The organism is Kocuria coralli, from assembly GCF_008831305.1.
In the GTDB taxonomy this organism is placed as follows: domain Bacteria; phylum Actinomycetota; class Actinomycetes; order Actinomycetales; family Micrococcaceae; genus Kocuria; species Kocuria coralli.
In genome coordinates this window covers 281,341-296,461 of the sequence record NZ_ML708610.1, presented here as the reverse complement: position 1 = coordinate 296,461, position 15,121 = coordinate 281,341, and the positions used below count along the sequence as shown (strand labels likewise).

The window sequence follows — 15,121 nt, the reverse complement described above, 5'->3', positions numbered from 1 at the left end:
GGCCCCCTGCGTACCTGACGCGCCTGGCTGTGGGCCGGACACGAAGAAGGCCCCGGCCGCCGGATGGGGCGGCTATCGGGGCCCGGTGCGCGCTGGTATGCGGCGTCAGGCCCGTCGCCCAAGAAGGACGACCGGCTCTACGACGACGGCGATACCTGACGTGATGCACTGCATGCTCATATGCTCCGCCGTGCGCAGACCGGTGTCAAACAGCGGTCACTGTGTTTCACATCGTGAGACACCCCACACGGCCCCGCCGCGAATGGACGGCCGCCGCCCGAAAGCGTAGACTTCCTGATCGTTGTCGCGGCTCGAGCAGCCGACAGGACGGCATTCTCTGACCTCATCACCCTGAAACGGGCGTGAACGGCCAGCGCAGGAATGTGGTACTGTCTACGGCCGTGGCCAATAGCCACGGCATGCGCCTCTAGCTCAATTGGCAGAGCAGCTGACTCTTAATCAGCGGGTTCCGGGTTCGAGTCCCGGGGGGCGCACTTTCGAATGAAAGCGACCGCATCGGAATTCCGATGCGGTCGCTTTCGTCTGTGCGAAGTTTGTCTTTGCGGATTTCGATCCGCGAGTTTACGAGTATCGCTCACCGGCGCTGGACCGGAAGGCAAGAACCCGCCGGTGCAGTATAGACCGGCGGGTTCGCTCGTTCACTCGTGACGGGCGTGGTTCAGGGCCGAGCCTCCCCCGGCTGGGACTCCGTAGCGCCGTCGGCACCCACGGTCTGCACCTGGCCGGTCGCGGCCTGTACGACCGGGGTCTCCGAACTCGGCGCCGAGTCCGAGGCGACCTCGCGGACCTCGCCGTCGTCATCCACCTTGAGCTTCCAGCGCGTGCCGCCCAGGGTGGTCACGATATGCGCCAGCGCCGCCCGCAGCTGCTCGTCGGACATCGAGCCGTCGCCCAGGAGATCCTCCTCCAAACGCGTGGCCTCCTGCAGGACGCGACGCCCCTCATCGGTGATGACGACCAGATGGCTGCGGCGGTCACTGACGCTGCGGCTACGGGTCACGTGCCCGTGGATCTCGAGCCGGTGCAGGGTCTTGCCCATCGTCTGCGCCTGGACCCGCACCTCCTGCGCCAGCCGGGCTTGCGTCAAGCCGCCTTGCGACCCGAGGACGTCGAGGGCCATGACGCCTGCGTGAGTGATCCCCAACGAGGCGAGGCGTTCGTTCCAGGCGTGTTCCACCAACCGCGCTGCGGTCGATAGGAGCCGGTTTGTGGGCCACTGGGAATTCTGGGGCATGGCGCGGATTATACCCATGACGAGGGAACTAATTGACTAAGCGTACTTACATCCTATGCGGGATGCGCGCCCCTGGCTAGATGGGGCAACATGTCGCCTACTACCTACTGGTGCAGGGCCACGGGACACCGGGCTCATCGCCGGCACCTCATCGTCCACCGCCTCCAGGAGGAACCACCATGGTCCAGCGACTCACCCCGGGCTCGAAAGCTCCCGATTTCACCCTTGCCGACCAGGACGGCGACTCCGTATCGCTGAGCGACTACGCGGGACGCCGGGTGATCGTCTACTTCTACCCCAAGGCCTCCACTCCGGGCTGCACCACGGAGGCCTGCGACTTCCGCGACAGCCTCGAACGCTTCGTCGCGGACGGCTACGCGGTGGTGGGCATCTCCCCCGACGAGCAGTCCGCCATCAGCGACTTCACGGAGAAGCAGTCGCTGACCTTCCCGCTCCTGTCCGACCCCGATCACGAGGTGGCCGAGGCGTGGGGCGCATGGGGCGAGAAGAAGAACTACGGGCGGGTCTACGAAGGACTCATCCGCTCGACCGTCGTGGTCGGCGCGGACGGGGAGGTCGCCCTGGCCCAGTACAACGTGAAGGCGAAAGGACACGTCGCGAAATTGCGGCGGGATCTCGGCCTGTCCGAATAAGGGCGACCCGGAAGTTCTCGGTACAATCGACCGGTCCCGTTCCATGAATACCCAGGAGGAAACACCCTGTGGTGATCAGCCGGGCAGCGCGCGAGTGGTGGAATTGGCAGACACGCAGGATTTAGGTTCCTGTGCTTCGGCGTGCGGGTTCAAGTCCCGCCTCGCGCACCATCGCCGTCACACGACTAGGCACTGGATGGCTTACGCGTAGCGGAACGGATCCACGTGCAGCCGCACGCCAGCGGGCTCCTTCGGCCCCGCCCAGCGAGAGCCGTCGGGAGAGGAGAACGCATGGCCCTGAAGTACTCTCGGCGCATCTTCCTGGCCGGAGCCGGCGCGGCGGTCCTCGCAGGCTGCTCCCGTGAGGAGTCCACCTCGAGGCCGAAGACCCAGGACCTCCCCACGGCGCACTACATCTTCGCCAACGCCGCGACCGCACCCACCCTGGATCCGTCGCTGACCGACAATCTGGAGACCAACCGGATGGCCCGGCAGATCCTGGACGGGCTGGTCGCACCCGACCCCATGACCGGGGACCCCATTCCGTCCCTGGCCACGGAGTGGCAGGCATCCGAGGACGGGCTGAGCTGGGACTTCGCGCTGCGCACCGACGTCGTGTTCCACGACGGCTCGTCCTTCGACGCCGAGGCGGTCGTGCGCAACCTCAACCGCTGGGCGGCGGCCTCGGTCCGGGACACCTCCAGCGGGCAGCACAGCCTGTTCGATGCCGTCTTCCGGCGCGGGACTCCGCAGGGCTCGATCTACCAGGGCTGCGAGGCAGTGGATGCGCACACCATCCGGCTCCTCCTGACCCGTCCCTATCCCGCCCTGCCGAAGGCCCTGACCCATCCGGCGTTCGGGATGGCGGCGCCGTCCTCCATCGGGGCACGTACCGTCGGCACCTCTCCCGTGGGCACGGGGGCCTTCAAGGTGCAGGCCGGCCTCGAGGAGGGCACCGGCCAGCGGCCGGGCCAGTCGGTAGTCCTCGAGGCCTCCGACACCTACTGGGGTGAGCTGGGACCGGTCGGGACCCTGGAGTTCGTGGCCATTCCCGACACCGAGCTGCGATACGTGGCGTTGCGGACGGGCAGGGTGGACGGCTATGACCTCGTGGGGCTGAGCGCTTTCGCCCCCCTGGCACGCGAGGGCGTCCAGGTGCTGCAGCGCGATCCTTACTCCGTGGCCTACCTGGGGATCCACGGCGATTCCGGTCCGCTGACCGACATCAACCTCCGCGAAGCGCTGATGGCCTCGGTGGACCGGCAGGCCATCGTGCGGGACCACTATCCGGAAGGCACGAACACCGCCCAGGAGTTCCTGCCCGCCAGGTTCAACGTTCCCGGCAACGACGTGGGCTACCCCGGCTACAACCCCCAGCGGGCCAGGGAGCTGCTCGCCGGCTCCGCCTACGAGGACGCCCCTTTGCGGTTCCTGTATCCCACCGGCGCCTCGCGGCAGTGGGGGCTGGAGCCCGAACAGCTCTTCGCGGAGCTCTCGGCGCTCCTGACCCGGACGGGTTTCCAGATCACGCCCGTGCCCGTGCCGTGGAGCATCTACGCGGAGACCCTGCGCACCAGGTCCGAGGACCACGACCTCTTCCTCTCCGGCATCAACGGCGGCTTCAGGGACCCCGACTACTTCATGGCCACGCTCTTCAGCGCTCCGACGCCGGAACTCGGCCTGCGATCGGAAGCACTGCGCTCCCTGGTGGACCAGGCCGCGGCGGAGCCCGACGGCGAGGAGCGTCAGGAGCTCTACCGCCGGGTCAACCGCCGGGTCACGCAGGAGAAGGCCGCCTTGCCGCTGGCCTTTCCCACCAGCGGGGTGGCCGTGGACGACCGGACCGCCTCGTTCCCCTTGAGCTCCACCGGGTTCGAGGAGTTCAACGCCCTGCAGCTCAACGGCGACTAGCCTTCACCGAACCCGGAGTCCGGTCGGCCATCAGCGTCCATGGCCGACCGGATTCCGGTTTCGGCGGGCCCGCGGCTCCGGTGTGCGGGCCACGGCTCCCGGGGACTAACCTGGAGACGACTGTCCGCAGGGCGCTGCCTGCTGCACCCTGTTCCAACCCGACGGGAGACCACACAGTGACCCAAGCGACGACCACCGAAACCACGGACGTGCTCCTGGTGGGTGGTGGCATCATGTCCGCCACTCTGGGCGCCCTGCTCACGGAGCTCGAGCCCACCTGGAACATCGTCCTGGCCGAGCGCCTCGACGGTATCGGCAAGGAGAGCTCGAGCGTCTGGAACAACGCGGGAACCGGCCACTCCGCCCTGTGCGAGCTGAACTACGCCCCGCAGAACCCGGACGGCACCGTGGGGACCGCCAAGGCCGTGAAGATCAACGAGCAGTTCCAGACCTCCCGGCAGCTCTGGGCCACGATGGTCTCGGAGGGCAAGCTGGGCCGGGCCTCGGACTTCATCAACCCGGTGCCCCACATCTCCATGGTCTTCAACGACGCCCACGTGCGGTACCTCAAAGCCCGTCACGAGGCCTTCAAGCAGCACAAGCTGTTCGAACGGATGGAGTACTCGGAGGATCGGGACCAGCTGGCCCAGTGGGCGCCCCTGACCATGCGCGGCCGGGGTGCAGGAGCCGTCGCCGCGACGTTCGCCCCCGAGGGCACCGACGTCAACTTCGGCGCGCTGACCCGCCAGCTCGTGGATCACATGGCCGCCAACGGCGCGCAGATCCGCACCGGAACACAGGTGACCGGCCTGACCAAGCAGTCCGACGGATCGTGGGTGGTGAGCACCAGGAATCGTCTCAACTCGGAGGACACCCGCGAGATCCGCGCCAAGTTCGTCTTCGTGGGCGCGGGCGGCGGCGCGCTGCCGCTGCTGCAGAAGTCCGGCATCCGGGAGATCAAGGGCTTCGGCGGTTTCCCGGTCTCCGGCATGTGGCTGCGCAACACCAGGCCCGAGATCGCCGAGCAGCACAACGCCAAGGTGTACGGCCAGGCCTCGGTCGGCGCCCCGCCCATGTCGGTTCCGCACCTCGACACCCGTTACGAGAACGGCAAGAAGTCCCTGCTGTTCGGCCCTTACGGCGGGTTCAAGCCCAACTTCCTGAAGCAGGGCTCACTGCTCGACCTTCCTCGCTCGGTGCGGACGGACAACCTCTACCCCATGACGCGAGCCGGCCTGGCCAACCTCGACCTGGTCAAGTACCTGATCTCCGAGCTCCTGAAGAACAAGACCCAGCGCGTCGAGGCGCTTCAGGAGTACTACCCCACCGCCGACGGCGACGAGTGGGAACTCGTCCACGCCGGTCAGCGCGTCCAGGTGATGCGCAAGGACAAGGAGAAGGGCGGAGTGCTGCAGTTCGGCACCGAGCTGATCACCGCCGGGGACGGCTCCATCGCCGGCCTGCTGGGGGCCTCCCCCGGCGCCTCCACCGCCGTGCCGATCATGCTGGATCTCCTGAAGCAGTGCTTCCCCAACCGCCACGACTCCTGGCAGGGGCGGCTCACGGAACTGATTCCGGCCTACGGCCGCACGCTCGACTCCGATCCCCGGCTCGCAGACGAGATCATGAATCACACTGCCGGAGTCCTCGGTATCCAGTGATCCGGGACGGTTCGCACCGTCCCCTCTCCCGCCGTCTGCTTCGCCCGGTCCCCGACCGGTGAGGCCATGTCGAACGCCGGTGCGCCGATTCGCGCGCCGGCGTTCGATCCGGCAAAAAGCCCCTTCAGCATGCGGTGCGGCCCGGCTGAGGCCCCTGGACGGGCGCGGACCGTCCAGGGCAGCCCGGGGCCGACACGGGGATGACATGTCAACTGACACGTCAACATCCGGCACGGGCTGGGCATCGGACTAAAAGCCCAGGTGGCAGCCACAACCTTCGCTTAATGCATGCTATTTCAATAAGACCGCCCCACATTAGCGGACGAGCGCGCCCGATTAATCGGAATTCCATCGCTTACTATTGCTCCGTGCCCACCAGAGAATCCATTAATGACCCTGTCGGAACCTCAACGGCAGCGTGGGAAGCGTTATACCGTGCGCAGGTCACGGTCATGCGCCGCTTGCAGCGTCGGGAAGAGTTCGCGGACCTTTCCATGCGCGAGTACGACGTGCTGTTCAACCTCTCGCGGGCGGATGATCGCGGGATCCGCCTCAACGAGCTCAACGAATACGTTCTGCTCACCCAGTCGAGCCTCTCCCGCATGCTCGAGCGCCTCGAGTCCAAGGGCCTGGTCCACCGCTGGCAGGACCCTCAGGACCTCCGCGGCCTGCGGATCCGTCTCACGGAGGACGGACTCGACCTCCAGGAGCGCATCGCCGAGCATTTCGACCGCCACGTGCACGAGCTCATGGCCAACGGCCTGGATACCGAGGAACTTCGAATCCTGACCCGGCTCTCCGATCGGCTTCGCCAGAGCTTGAGGGACTAGTCCCGTCGGCCGGGCCGGCCGACGGATCCAGTACACGGATCCTCCTACGGGCACCGGGCCGCCCGGCTCCGCATAGCGCACGAAGAAGCTTCTCATCAGTACACTGATGAGAAGCTTGTTGCATGTTCAGCGGCTTTGGCTGAGGTCGCGTAGCCTCGGACTCCCTGGCTTCCGAGAGTCCGCCCACGTAGAAAAGGAGTTCCCGTGTCCAAGAACACCCTCCGTGAAACCCTGGAGCGGGCTGAAGCGCCCGCCCCCGAGCACGACTCGAAACCGGACAATCCCACTCAGGTCTCCAAGAGATCCTGGAAGTACGTGTTCAAACGCGCGCTGGCCGAGTTCACGGAGGACGGCTGCACCGATCTGGCGGCCTCGCTGACCTACTTCACGGTCCTGTCGGTCTTCCCCGGACTGCTCGCCGTGGTCTCCCTCCTGGGCGTGTTCGGCCAGGGCCAGCAGACCACGGACGCCATCACGAACTTCCTGGACGGCCGCGTCCCGGAGGAGCTCAACACGCTGCTGGAACCCACCATCGCCAACCTCGCCGGGTCGACCGGCGCCGGCGTGGTCGCGCTGATCATCGGTGTGGGTTCGGGGCTATGGACCGCCTCGGGCTACGTGGGCGCCTTCTCCCGCGCAACGAACCGGGTCTACGACATCTCGGAGGGTCGCAGCTTCATCAAGCTGAAGGCCACGATGCTCGCCGTGACCCTGGTCGTGGTCGTCACGGTGGTGCTGATCTTCCTGATGATCCTGCTCTCCGGCGGCGTAGCACGCACGCTGGGTGATCTGATCGGCCTGGGCGAGACCACCGTGATGGTCTGGAACATCGCGAAATGGCCCGTCATCCTGTTCCTCCTGGTGCTGCTGGTGGCCGTGCTCTACCACCTCACGCCGAATATCAAGCAGCCCAAGTTCAGGTGGGTCTCCCCCGGTGCCGTCTTCGCCATCGTCGGGATGATCGTGGCCGCCGCGGCCTTCTCCGTCTACGCCACCCAGTTCGCCTCCCAGACCTCCACCTACGGGGTCATCGGCGGTGTGATCCTGGGCCTGCTGGGCATCTGGATCTTCAACAACGTCCTGCTCATCGGCGCGGAGATCGACGCGGAGATCCAGCGCGGGCGGGAGCTCGATGCGGGGATCCCGTCCGAGGAGATGCTCCACCTGCCGCCCCGCGACGTGAAGGCCGTGACCAAGGCCCTCGAGAAGCACGAGAAGCTGGTCGAGGAGGGTCGCAAGGTACGGCTGGCCCATGAGAACGTGGACTACAGCAGCAACGGCAAGGACAACGGCTCCAACGGACGCGCCGACGTCTCGAATTTCGATGCCGAGGCGAAGGAGCTCCTGGAAAGGCAGCGCACGCAAACACGCTGAAGGCCTTGGGCCACCGGCGTCCTTCTCTAGAATCGGGGGGCGGCATTGCAGAAGACTCTCAGTCCTCCGCGATGCCGCACCCCGCTCTTTTCCCTTGTTTTACCGTTCTTTCCGCGGGTTCCTCGTGGAAAGCGACAAGCCGCAGAGACAATCCACCGATGGGAGCACAACCATGCATGAGGTCCAGGCCGTCGTCGTCAAGGCCAGGGACGAACCAGCCGTCGTCGAGACGATCCTCGTGCCGGATCCGGGGCCCGGAGAGGCGCTCGTGGACATCCTGACCTGCGGGGTGTGCCAGACCGACCATCACTATCAGGTCGGCGGAGTCTCGGACGACTTCCCGTTCCTGCTGGGCCACGAGGCCGCGGGCGTGGTCTCGGCGATCGGCGAGGGGGTCACCGAGGTCCAAGTGGGCGATCATGTGATCCTCAACTGGCGCGCCGTGTGCGGCGAGTGCCGTGCCTGCCGCCGCGGAGAGCCCTGGTACTGCTTCGCCACGCACAACGCCACCCAGAAGATGACGCTGACGGACGGCACCGAGCTGACCGCGGCCCTGGGTATCGGCGCCTTCGCGGAGAAGACCCTGGTGGCAGCCGGGCAGTGCACCAAGATCGAGGGCGAGCTGGAGCCGGAGCAGTTCGCCGCCGTCGGCCTGCTGGGCTGCGGCATCACCGCAGGTCTGGGCGCCGTGCTGAACACGGGGGCCGTCAAGCGGGGCGAGTCCGTGGCCGTGATCGGCTGCGGTGGCGTGGGCACGGCGGCCGTCGCCGGAGCCCGGCTCGGCGGGGCCACCAGGATCATCGCCGTGGACCTCGACGACGAGAAGCTCGAGACCGCCCGGCGGTTCGGGGCGACGCATCTGATCAACTCGGGCCGGCAGGATCCCGTGCTCGCCATCCAGGAACTGACCGGCGGCAACGGCGCCGACCTGGTGGTGGATGCCGTGGGAATCGCCAAGACCTTCCAGCAGGCCTTCGAGGCCCGCGACCTCGCCGGCCGGATGGTGCTGGTGGGCGTGCCCGATCCCGGCACCGTCTGGGAGGCTCCCCTGGACCAGGTCTTCGGACGCGGAGGCTCCATCAAGTCCGCCTGGTACGGCGACTGCCTGCCCGCCCGGGACTTCCCCATGTTCGTCGACCACTACCGTCTGGGGAACCTGGACCTGGACGGCTTCGTCTCCGAGCGCATCGCCCTGGGCGACGTCGAGCCGGCCTTCGCGAAGATGCGCGAGGGGCGCGTGCTGCGATCGGTCGTCGAGATGGACGCCTTGAAGAACTCCGCCCGCACCGCCGTCTAGGAGGCCAGCCCATGACCACCATTGAAGTGACCACCTCCGCCGATGGCCGGGTCCGCGTCGAGAACTGCGTGACGAGCGGCACCTTCTCCCTGGACGGGGGGACCTGGGAGGTCGACAACAACGTCTGGATCGTCGGCGACGACGACGAGTGCTTCGTGATCGACCCGGCTCACGACCCGCAAGCGGTCGCCGAGGCCGTGGACGGCAGGACCGTCAAGAGGATCCTGCTCACCCACGGGCACGACGACCACATCCGGGCCGCGCTGGACACGGCCCGGCTCATCGGCGGGCAGACCCATCTGAACCCCTCCGACCGGATGCTCTGGGACGCGGTCCACCCGGACACGGCGCCGGACCACGGGCTGGCGGACGGCGATGTCTTCGAGCTCGGGGGTATCACCCTGACGGTGCTGAGCACGCCCGGTCATTCCCCCGGGTCGGTATGCCTGTACAGCCCCGAGCTGGGGGTCGTGTTCTCCGGGGACACCCTGTTCCAGGGAGGGCCCGGAGCCACCGGGCGCTCGTACTCGGACTTCCCGACCATCGTGGACTCGATCCGCGAGCGCCTCCTGCCCCTCCCCCAGGAGACGGTGGTGCTCACCGGCCATGGCGATTCCACCCTGATCGGCGCCGAGGCCGGCGATGTCGAGGAGTGGCTGGCCCGCGGCCATTGAGTGTCCGGCGGCGCCGATCCGCGGTGCCCCGGCACCGCGGGTCAGCGCCCCGGCCCGATCCGGGAGGGTCGTGCGGGGCTCAGTCGCCCGATACGACCCTTCCGGAGAACGCCGCCCGGCGACGTGCACTGACAGGCATGTCCATGGCCACACGACGACGGCGGTCGATGAACAGGAACGCGGTGGCGAGCAGGAGGGTGGAGGCCACCACCGGCAGCAGCGCGACCGTCTGGTAGCCCCCGAAGTTGCCCAGGCCGGCGGCGATGACCAGCCCCAGGGCCATGCCGACCTGGATCAGGACATAGGTGGTCGCGCTCAGCCCCGTGATGAACCGGCGGGGGCTGATGATCGGCACGATCCCGAAGACAGCTACCAGCGTAGGCCCGGTTGCGGCACCGATGACAGCCAGGACCAGCAGCATGCTGAACGGTCCCGCCGGCACGGACATGAGCATGGTGGCCAGGACGCTGGCTGCGGCGCAGAAGACCCACAGGTTCCACGGCCGTTTCACGCCGAATCCCGCGGTGATCACCGCGGAGATCGCCGACAGCAGGCCGAGAGCCGCGAATTGCGCACCGATGCTCTCGATCACGTCGATGCTGGCGGCGAAGTACACCAGCCCGATCTGCACGGAGCCCCACAGGAGACCCAGCCAGCCCCCTCCCAGGACGGGGAGGAACCGGACGAACCGCCGTGCGCGGCGGCGCCGGAGTTCCGCCCTGTTCAGGTGCTTCTTGCTGCGCACCCACAGCGCCGTGCCCCAGACGGGAAGCCCCGACGTCGGGTGGAACAGCAGCATGGCGGTGCAGAGGACCAGCAGGCCCGAACCGGCCATGATCCCGACGAGCGAGCCGGCCGCCACGGCCACCACCCCGGCCACCAGTGCGCCCACGACCATGGCCAGGGCGTCCATGACCGCCTCGTGGCGCATGGCGACCGCTGACAGCGACTGGTCCCGGTGGAAGTAGAGGATCGAAGGCCACCGGATGCGGGTGGCGATGCCGAGCTGGGGCGATGCCGCCCCGACCAGGAGGCACAGGTACCAGGGCCAGGGGCCCGAGGGGTCCTGAGCCTGGTCCACGAGACTGCGGACCAGCCACAGCACGGCGGCGACCTGGAGGACCGTCTGGATCAGGATGCCCCACTGGTAGTGCTTCCACGGTGCGTAGAGGCCCGTGATACCCGTGGAGATCGCGTGGCCCAGGTAGATGGCCCCGGCGCACAGCGAACCCCACCACCCCGAACCGGAGGCGGCCGAGACATAGACCAGCACGCTCAGGGGCATGATCACGCTCGGCAGCCGCACCAGGAGGGTCAGCGCTAGATACGAGCGGCCGACCAGTCGTTGCAGGCGCCTGTAGTCGCGGAACAGCATCTCGCTGAGGCTGCTCCGGTCCCCGGGCCGCTGCGGGGACGAGGAATCGTCGGCCGGGACGGCCTGCTGCTCCCCGGTGGCCGCAGCGGTGGTCCGCTCGGTCCCGGCCGCCAGCCCCTCGGGCGCTTCGTCCGGCTGTTCCGCGTGGGCAGCGCGGGTCTCCTGCGGGGAGCCACCACTGCCCGCCGGCTGCCGAAACGCCATGTGCTGCCTCCTCGTCCTCGGATGTCGGTGGTGACCTCCCCAGAGCCGCGATACGCGGGCCCGGGTCCTTGCCTCGGCGGGCCGTTCCTGCCGGCTCCCATCCCGGCCTGGCCGGTCACCGCTCAAGAGTACCGGCATGATGGAGACCGGGGTCGTGGGCAACCTCCGGCAAGGCCCCGGAAACGGGAATCCCGGACCGGCATTCCTAGAATGGCATCATGCCCGTGAACTCATCCAGCACACCGGAATCGCCCGGCCGCAGCAACCCCCCGACCGCCGAGCACGGCTCCCGGTCCCCGCACGGACGGCTACTGGACCCGGATCGCGGATTCGACGGAGACTCCTCCGGGCTGGGCGAGCGAGTGCGCGCGCTGCTCCTGGGCGGCGCGCTCGGCGACGCCATCGCCTTCCAGGAGACGACCGAGGCGAGCCGCCTGCGGGCGAGTGCCGGCGGCCGGGCCGGCGACGATGAGACCGCCCAGCCACCGCGGGACCTTCAGGTCTCCGCCGTCACCCAGCTGAACCTCTACACCCTCGACGGTCTCCTAGAGGCGGTCGAATGGGCCAATGCGGGTCAGCCCGCCGACGAGACCGCGTGCCTGTGGCTGGCCTATCTCCGCTGGCTCCGCACTCAGGGCACCGGCTTCCCGGAGACCGCCCCATCGCCCCTGCCCCGGTGGATCGACGCGTTCGAGGGGCTGCACGCGCGCCGCTCACCCGACCGCACCGCGCTGGCGGTGCTGGGCTCAGGTGCGATGGGAGAGGTCGAACGGCCCCTGCTGGCCGATGCCATGGATGCTGGCACGATCATGCGGGCCGCGCCGTTCGGGCTCCTGCCCGTCGGGTGGAAGTCCATCGCCACCATGACCATCAACGCGTCGGCCATCACGCACGGGCATCCCGAGGCACAGGTCGCGGCGGTCGGCTACGCCCTCACGGTCCAGGCGACGGTCAACGCGAGCCGTTCGGAGATACCGGCCCCTATCGCCGCGGGTGCGGCTGCCGCACTGGAGGTCCTGCCCCGGCTCACCCGCCCGGGCGAGCGGAGCATCGCCTTGCTGAGCGCCGCCCTCGACCTCGGACGGCGGCCGATGTCGGAGGATGGCGTACCCGACGGGCTGGGGGACGGGAGCACCGCGCCCAGCGCCCTGGCCAGAGGGGTGTGGGCCGCTGTGGCCGCCGAGCGGCAGAGCCTCACCGCCCACCCGGCAGGACAACCGCAGGGGACGGATTCCGCCTCGCCGGAGCCGGGCGCCGAGGAGGACGGTGCGCCGGGCAGCCGGGACCAGCTGATGCGCGCGGTATCCCTGAGCATCGCGGGAAGGACGAAGACGGAGTATGCCGGTGCCGCCAGCCCGGCCGGGGCTGTGGCCGGGGCCCTGACCGGTGCCGGCCTGGGCACGGCCGCGATCCCGGAAAGCCTGGTCCGGAGACTCGACGTGCTTCCGGTCATCGAGGAAGCCGGCCGCCGCTGGTGCGGCGAACTGGGCTGGACGTCCTCCGCTACCGCTTGAGCACCCGCCGCAGACGGGTGTCGATCCATTCATCGGCCCGGTTGACCGCCTGGTTGACCTGGGCGGTGTCCATCTCCTGGACCAGGGTGTAGGCCACGGACTGCATGGGGACGATCCGGGAGTGCAGCCGGGCCCTGCGCATGACCTCCGGAGGGAGCACCTTGTCCATCGTGTTCCATCCGAAGCACAGCGCCAGCGAGGCCGCGTCCTGGGCGGGGTCGCCCAGGCACGCGTGGTCCCAGTCGATCACGCCCGACAGGTCGTCGCCCTGCCAGAGCATGTTGTTGCTCATCAGATCCGAGTGCACGAGCCGGGGCTCGACCACGTCGAGTTCCGCCAGGTCGCTGATCGCCTCGCGCGCCAGCTCCCTGTTCCGGGGCAGCAGCATGGGGACCACCTCGTCGAGCATCACGTGCCGGCGTTTGTGCCCGCCCCAGTGCTGCCCGGGACGGTCCAGGAACCCGTCGAAACTCGAGGTGTCGGTGTCCCACAGCTGCTCGAGCAGGTTCAGCAGGCTCGAGGCGGGGACGCCCGCGGTTCGGTGCGAACCCTGCACCCAGGTCAGGCCCACGGCGGTGTGGCCTCTCACGGTGCGGGTCCGCGTGAGCGGCCGCGGGATGCCGAAGTCGTAGTCGGGGAGCCGACGCAGGACCTCGGTACGCCGGGCGAGGTTCTTGCGGGCCGCCGGGTTCTTGGCGATCCGCACCGAGATGCGCTTGTCGATCTCGACCACGAGATGCGCGGACCCGGTGGGAACCACGGACCACCGGGTACAGTCGCTCTCCTCGCCGAGCTCCGCCAGCACGGCGTCCACCACGTCCGCGAACGGCATCATCCTGCGCAGTGCCTGGGCTACCATGGCGCGCTCTCGCCTGCGCCTCCGCCGGGATGCTCCGGTACGGGGGCCTCCAGCACCCTGACGATGTACGGGATCAGCGCGCGGATGGCCTGACCACGATGACTGATGGCGTTCTTCTCCTCGCCGGTGAGCTGTGCGCAGGAGACCTCCAGGCCCTCCGGCCGCAGGACGGGATCGTAGCCGAAGCCGCCGTCGCCGACGGGCTCGCGCAGCAGGCTCCCGCGCAGCGACCCGGTTTCCACGTGCTCATATCCTCCGGGGGTGACCAGAGCCGCCGCGCACACGAAGCCGGCGCCCCGGTGCTCGTCGGAGATATCGCCGAGCTGGGCCAGCAGCAGCTCCAGGTTCGCGCGATCGTCGCCGTGCCGTCCGGACCACCGTGCGGAGAAGATCCCGGGAGCCCCGCCGAGCACATCGACGGCCAGACCCGAGTCGTCGGCCACGACGGGAAGGCCGGATGCCGCGGCGGCGGCCCGGGCCTTGATCAGGGCGTTCGCCTCGAACGTCGTCCCGTCCTCCACCGCAGGGTCCACACCCAGCGATCCGAGGTCGACGACGGCGTCCTGGTCCAGGTGCGGCACGGCATCGGCGACCATGCGCCGCAGCTCGGCCAGCTTGCCCCGGTTGTGCGTGGCAAGGACCAGCCGGGCACCGGGCCGGGCCGATGGGGACGGCTCTTCGCCGCCCTGGGGCGGCCCGTCGGTTCGCGGGTCAGGCATCGGGTTACTCCCCCAGCGTCTCGCGTTGGATCTGGGCGAGTTCGGCGCACCCGGCCACCGCCAGGTCCAGCAGGCTGTCCAGCTCGCCGCGGTTGAAGGGGGCTCCCTCCGCGGTGCCCTGGACCTCCACGAATTCCCCGGCTCCGGTGATGACGACGTTCATGTCCGTCTCGGCGCGGACGTCCTCCGGATACGGCAGGTCGAGCACGGGGATACCGTCGATGATCCCCACCGACACCGCCGAGACGGAGTCGGTCAGGGGCTGTCCGGTGACCAGCCCCTCCTTCCGCGCCCACACCATGGCCTCGGCCAGCGCCACGTAGGCGCCCGTGATCGCGGCGGTGCGGGTCCCGCCGTCGGCCTGGAGCACGTCGCAGTCGAGGACCACGGTGTTCTCGCCGAGGGCGCGCAGGTCGATCACCGCCCGCAGCGAGCGGCCGATCAGACGGGAGATCTCATGGGTGCGCCCGCCGATCTTGCCCTTGACCGACTCGCGCTGGGAGCGGGTGGACGTGGCTCGCGGCAGCATGGCGTACTCGGCTGTCACCCAGCCGCGGCCCTCGCCCCGCATCCACCGCGGGACGCCTTCGGTCACGGAGGCCGTGCACAGCACGCGGGTCCCGCCGAACTCGATCAGGGCCGAGCCCTCGGCCTGTTCGGACCAGCCGCGGGTGATGGTGATGGGCCTCAGCTGGTCCACGGCGCGACCGTCCCCCCGGCGGAAATCGGATGAAACGGATGTGGCCGGTACTGCATCAGGGGTCATGTCCCTCAGGATAGTCGCGCGAGCGCCGC

General features: G+C 68.7%; 13 protein-coding genes and 2 tRNA genes. 10 read left to right on the top strand and 5 right to left on the bottom strand.

Annotated features, from left to right (window positions below):
* Positions 1 to 421 precede the first annotated feature (421 nt).
* Positions 422 to 494: transfer RNA gene (locus FCK90_RS01325), tRNA-Lys, on the top strand.
* Positions 495 to 679: 185 nt separating this feature from the next.
* Here the strand turns inward: FCK90_RS01325 and FCK90_RS01320 are convergent.
* Positions 680 to 1,255: a MarR family winged helix-turn-helix transcriptional regulator gene (locus FCK90_RS01320; protein WP_158032489.1), complete on the bottom strand. Its 576-nt coding sequence runs from the start codon at positions 1,253 to 1,255 to the stop codon at positions 680 to 682.
* A gap of 179 nt (positions 1,256 to 1,434) precedes the next feature.
* Here FCK90_RS01320 and bcp point away from each other — a divergent pair, with 179 nt between their 5' ends.
* The 8 genes from bcp to FCK90_RS01280 all read left to right on the top strand — a co-directional run bounded on the left by bcp (position 1,435) and on the right by FCK90_RS01280 (position 9,655).
* The gene (gene bcp / locus FCK90_RS01315) at positions 1,435 to 1,908 is read left to right on the top strand and encodes a thioredoxin-dependent thiol peroxidase (RefSeq protein WP_158032488.1); all 474 of its coding nucleotides are present in this window, start codon (positions 1,435 to 1,437) and stop codon (positions 1,906 to 1,908) included.
* An 88-nt stretch (positions 1,909 to 1,996) separates the two neighbouring features.
* A tRNA-Leu gene (locus FCK90_RS01310) sits at positions 1,997 to 2,079 on the top strand.
* A 120-nt stretch (positions 2,080 to 2,199) separates the two neighbouring features.
* On the top strand, positions 2,200 to 3,819 hold the full coding sequence (locus tag FCK90_RS01305; RefSeq protein WP_158032487.1) for an ABC transporter substrate-binding protein: 1,620 nt from the start codon (positions 2,200 to 2,202) through the stop codon (positions 3,817 to 3,819).
* 176 nt (positions 3,820 to 3,995) lie between these two features.
* Positions 3,996 to 5,480, top strand: a complete 1,485-nt coding sequence (locus tag FCK90_RS01300) for a malate:quinone oxidoreductase (RefSeq protein WP_158032486.1) — start codon at positions 3,996 to 3,998, stop codon at positions 5,478 to 5,480.
* A gap of 452 nt (positions 5,481 to 5,932) precedes the next feature.
* The gene (locus tag FCK90_RS01295) at positions 5,933 to 6,310 is read left to right on the top strand and encodes a MarR family winged helix-turn-helix transcriptional regulator (protein ID WP_246179873.1); all 378 of its coding nucleotides are present in this window, start codon (positions 5,933 to 5,935) and stop codon (positions 6,308 to 6,310) included.
* Positions 6,311 to 6,514: 204 nt separating this feature from the next.
* A complete protein-coding gene (locus tag FCK90_RS01290) occupies positions 6,515 to 7,684 on the top strand; it encodes a YihY/virulence factor BrkB family protein (RefSeq protein WP_158032484.1) in 1,170 nt (389 codons plus the stop codon).
* A 172-nt stretch (positions 7,685 to 7,856) separates the two neighbouring features.
* Positions 7,857 to 8,981: an S-(hydroxymethyl)mycothiol dehydrogenase gene (locus FCK90_RS01285; protein WP_158032483.1), complete on the top strand. Its 1,125-nt coding sequence runs from the start codon at positions 7,857 to 7,859 to the stop codon at positions 8,979 to 8,981.
* Positions 8,982 to 8,992: 11 nt separating this feature from the next.
* Entirely contained in the window at positions 8,993 to 9,655 is a 663-nt protein-coding gene (locus FCK90_RS01280) for an MBL fold metallo-hydrolase (protein WP_158032482.1), read from the top strand.
* Between the two features lie 79 nt (positions 9,656 to 9,734).
* On the opposite strand, the gene FCK90_RS01275 is transcribed toward FCK90_RS01280, so the two are convergent.
* Positions 9,735 to 11,234, bottom strand: coding sequence for an MFS transporter (locus FCK90_RS01275; RefSeq protein ID WP_158032481.1), 1,500 nt, complete (start codon positions 11,232 to 11,234; stop codon positions 9,735 to 9,737).
* A 218-nt stretch (positions 11,235 to 11,452) separates the two neighbouring features.
* On the opposite strand from FCK90_RS01275, the gene FCK90_RS01270 reads away from it, so the two are divergent.
* Positions 11,453 to 12,748, top strand: coding sequence for an ADP-ribosylglycohydrolase family protein (locus FCK90_RS01270; protein ID WP_158032480.1), 1,296 nt, complete (start codon positions 11,453 to 11,455; stop codon positions 12,746 to 12,748).
* Here FCK90_RS01270 and FCK90_RS01265 read toward each other — a convergent pair.
* Genes FCK90_RS01265 through rph form a run of 3 tightly spaced genes read right to left on the bottom strand, consistent with a single transcriptional unit; the run spans position 12,738 to position 15,092 of the window.
* Positions 12,738 to 13,607: a phosphotransferase family protein gene (locus FCK90_RS01265; protein WP_158032479.1), complete on the bottom strand. Its 870-nt coding sequence runs from the start codon at positions 13,605 to 13,607 to the stop codon at positions 12,738 to 12,740. The two genes, FCK90_RS01270 and FCK90_RS01265, sit on opposite strands and share 11 nt — an antisense overlap.
* A complete protein-coding gene (gene rdgB, locus FCK90_RS01260) occupies positions 13,601 to 14,326 on the bottom strand; it encodes an RdgB/HAM1 family non-canonical purine NTP pyrophosphatase (protein WP_158032478.1) in 726 nt (241 codons plus the stop codon). Before rdgB ends, FCK90_RS01265 begins: the two co-directional genes overlap by 7 nt.
* A gap of 4 nt (positions 14,327 to 14,330) precedes the next feature.
* Positions 14,331 to 15,092, bottom strand: coding sequence for a ribonuclease PH (gene rph / locus FCK90_RS01255; protein WP_158032477.1), 762 nt, complete (start codon positions 15,090 to 15,092; stop codon positions 14,331 to 14,333).
* Between the last annotated feature and the right edge of the window lie 29 nt (positions 15,093 to 15,121).

Coding starts and splice junctions, on each gene's coding strand:
- FCK90_RS01320 (WP_158032489.1), bottom strand. CDS start 1,255: ATGCCCCAGAATTCCCAGTGGCCCACAAACCGGCTCCTATCGACCGCA.
- bcp (WP_158032488.1), top strand. CDS start 1,435: ATGGTCCAGCGACTCACCCCGGGCTCGAAAGCTCCCGATTTCACCCTT.
- FCK90_RS01305 (WP_158032487.1), top strand. CDS start 2,200: ATGGCCCTGAAGTACTCTCGGCGCATCTTCCTGGCCGGAGCCGGCGCG.
- FCK90_RS01295 (WP_246179873.1), top strand. CDS start 5,933: ATGCGCCGCTTGCAGCGTCGGGAAGAGTTCGCGGACCTTTCCATGCGC.
- FCK90_RS01285 (WP_158032483.1), top strand. CDS start 7,857: ATGCATGAGGTCCAGGCCGTCGTCGTCAAGGCCAGGGACGAACCAGCC.
- FCK90_RS01280 (WP_158032482.1), top strand. CDS start 8,993: ATGACCACCATTGAAGTGACCACCTCCGCCGATGGCCGGGTCCGCGTC.
- FCK90_RS01275 (WP_158032481.1), bottom strand. CDS start 11,234: ATGGCGTTTCGGCAGCCGGCGGGCAGTGGTGGCTCCCCGCAGGAGACC.
- FCK90_RS01270 (WP_158032480.1), top strand. CDS start 11,453: ATGCCCGTGAACTCATCCAGCACACCGGAATCGCCCGGCCGCAGCAAC.
- FCK90_RS01265 (WP_158032479.1), bottom strand. CDS start 13,607: ATGGTAGCCCAGGCACTGCGCAGGATGATGCCGTTCGCGGACGTGGTG.
- rdgB (WP_158032478.1), bottom strand. CDS start 14,326: ATGCCTGACCCGCGAACCGACGGGCCGCCCCAGGGCGGCGAAGAGCCG.
- rph (WP_158032477.1), bottom strand. CDS start 15,092: ATGACCCCTGATGCAGTACCGGCCACATCCGTTTCATCCGATTTCCGC.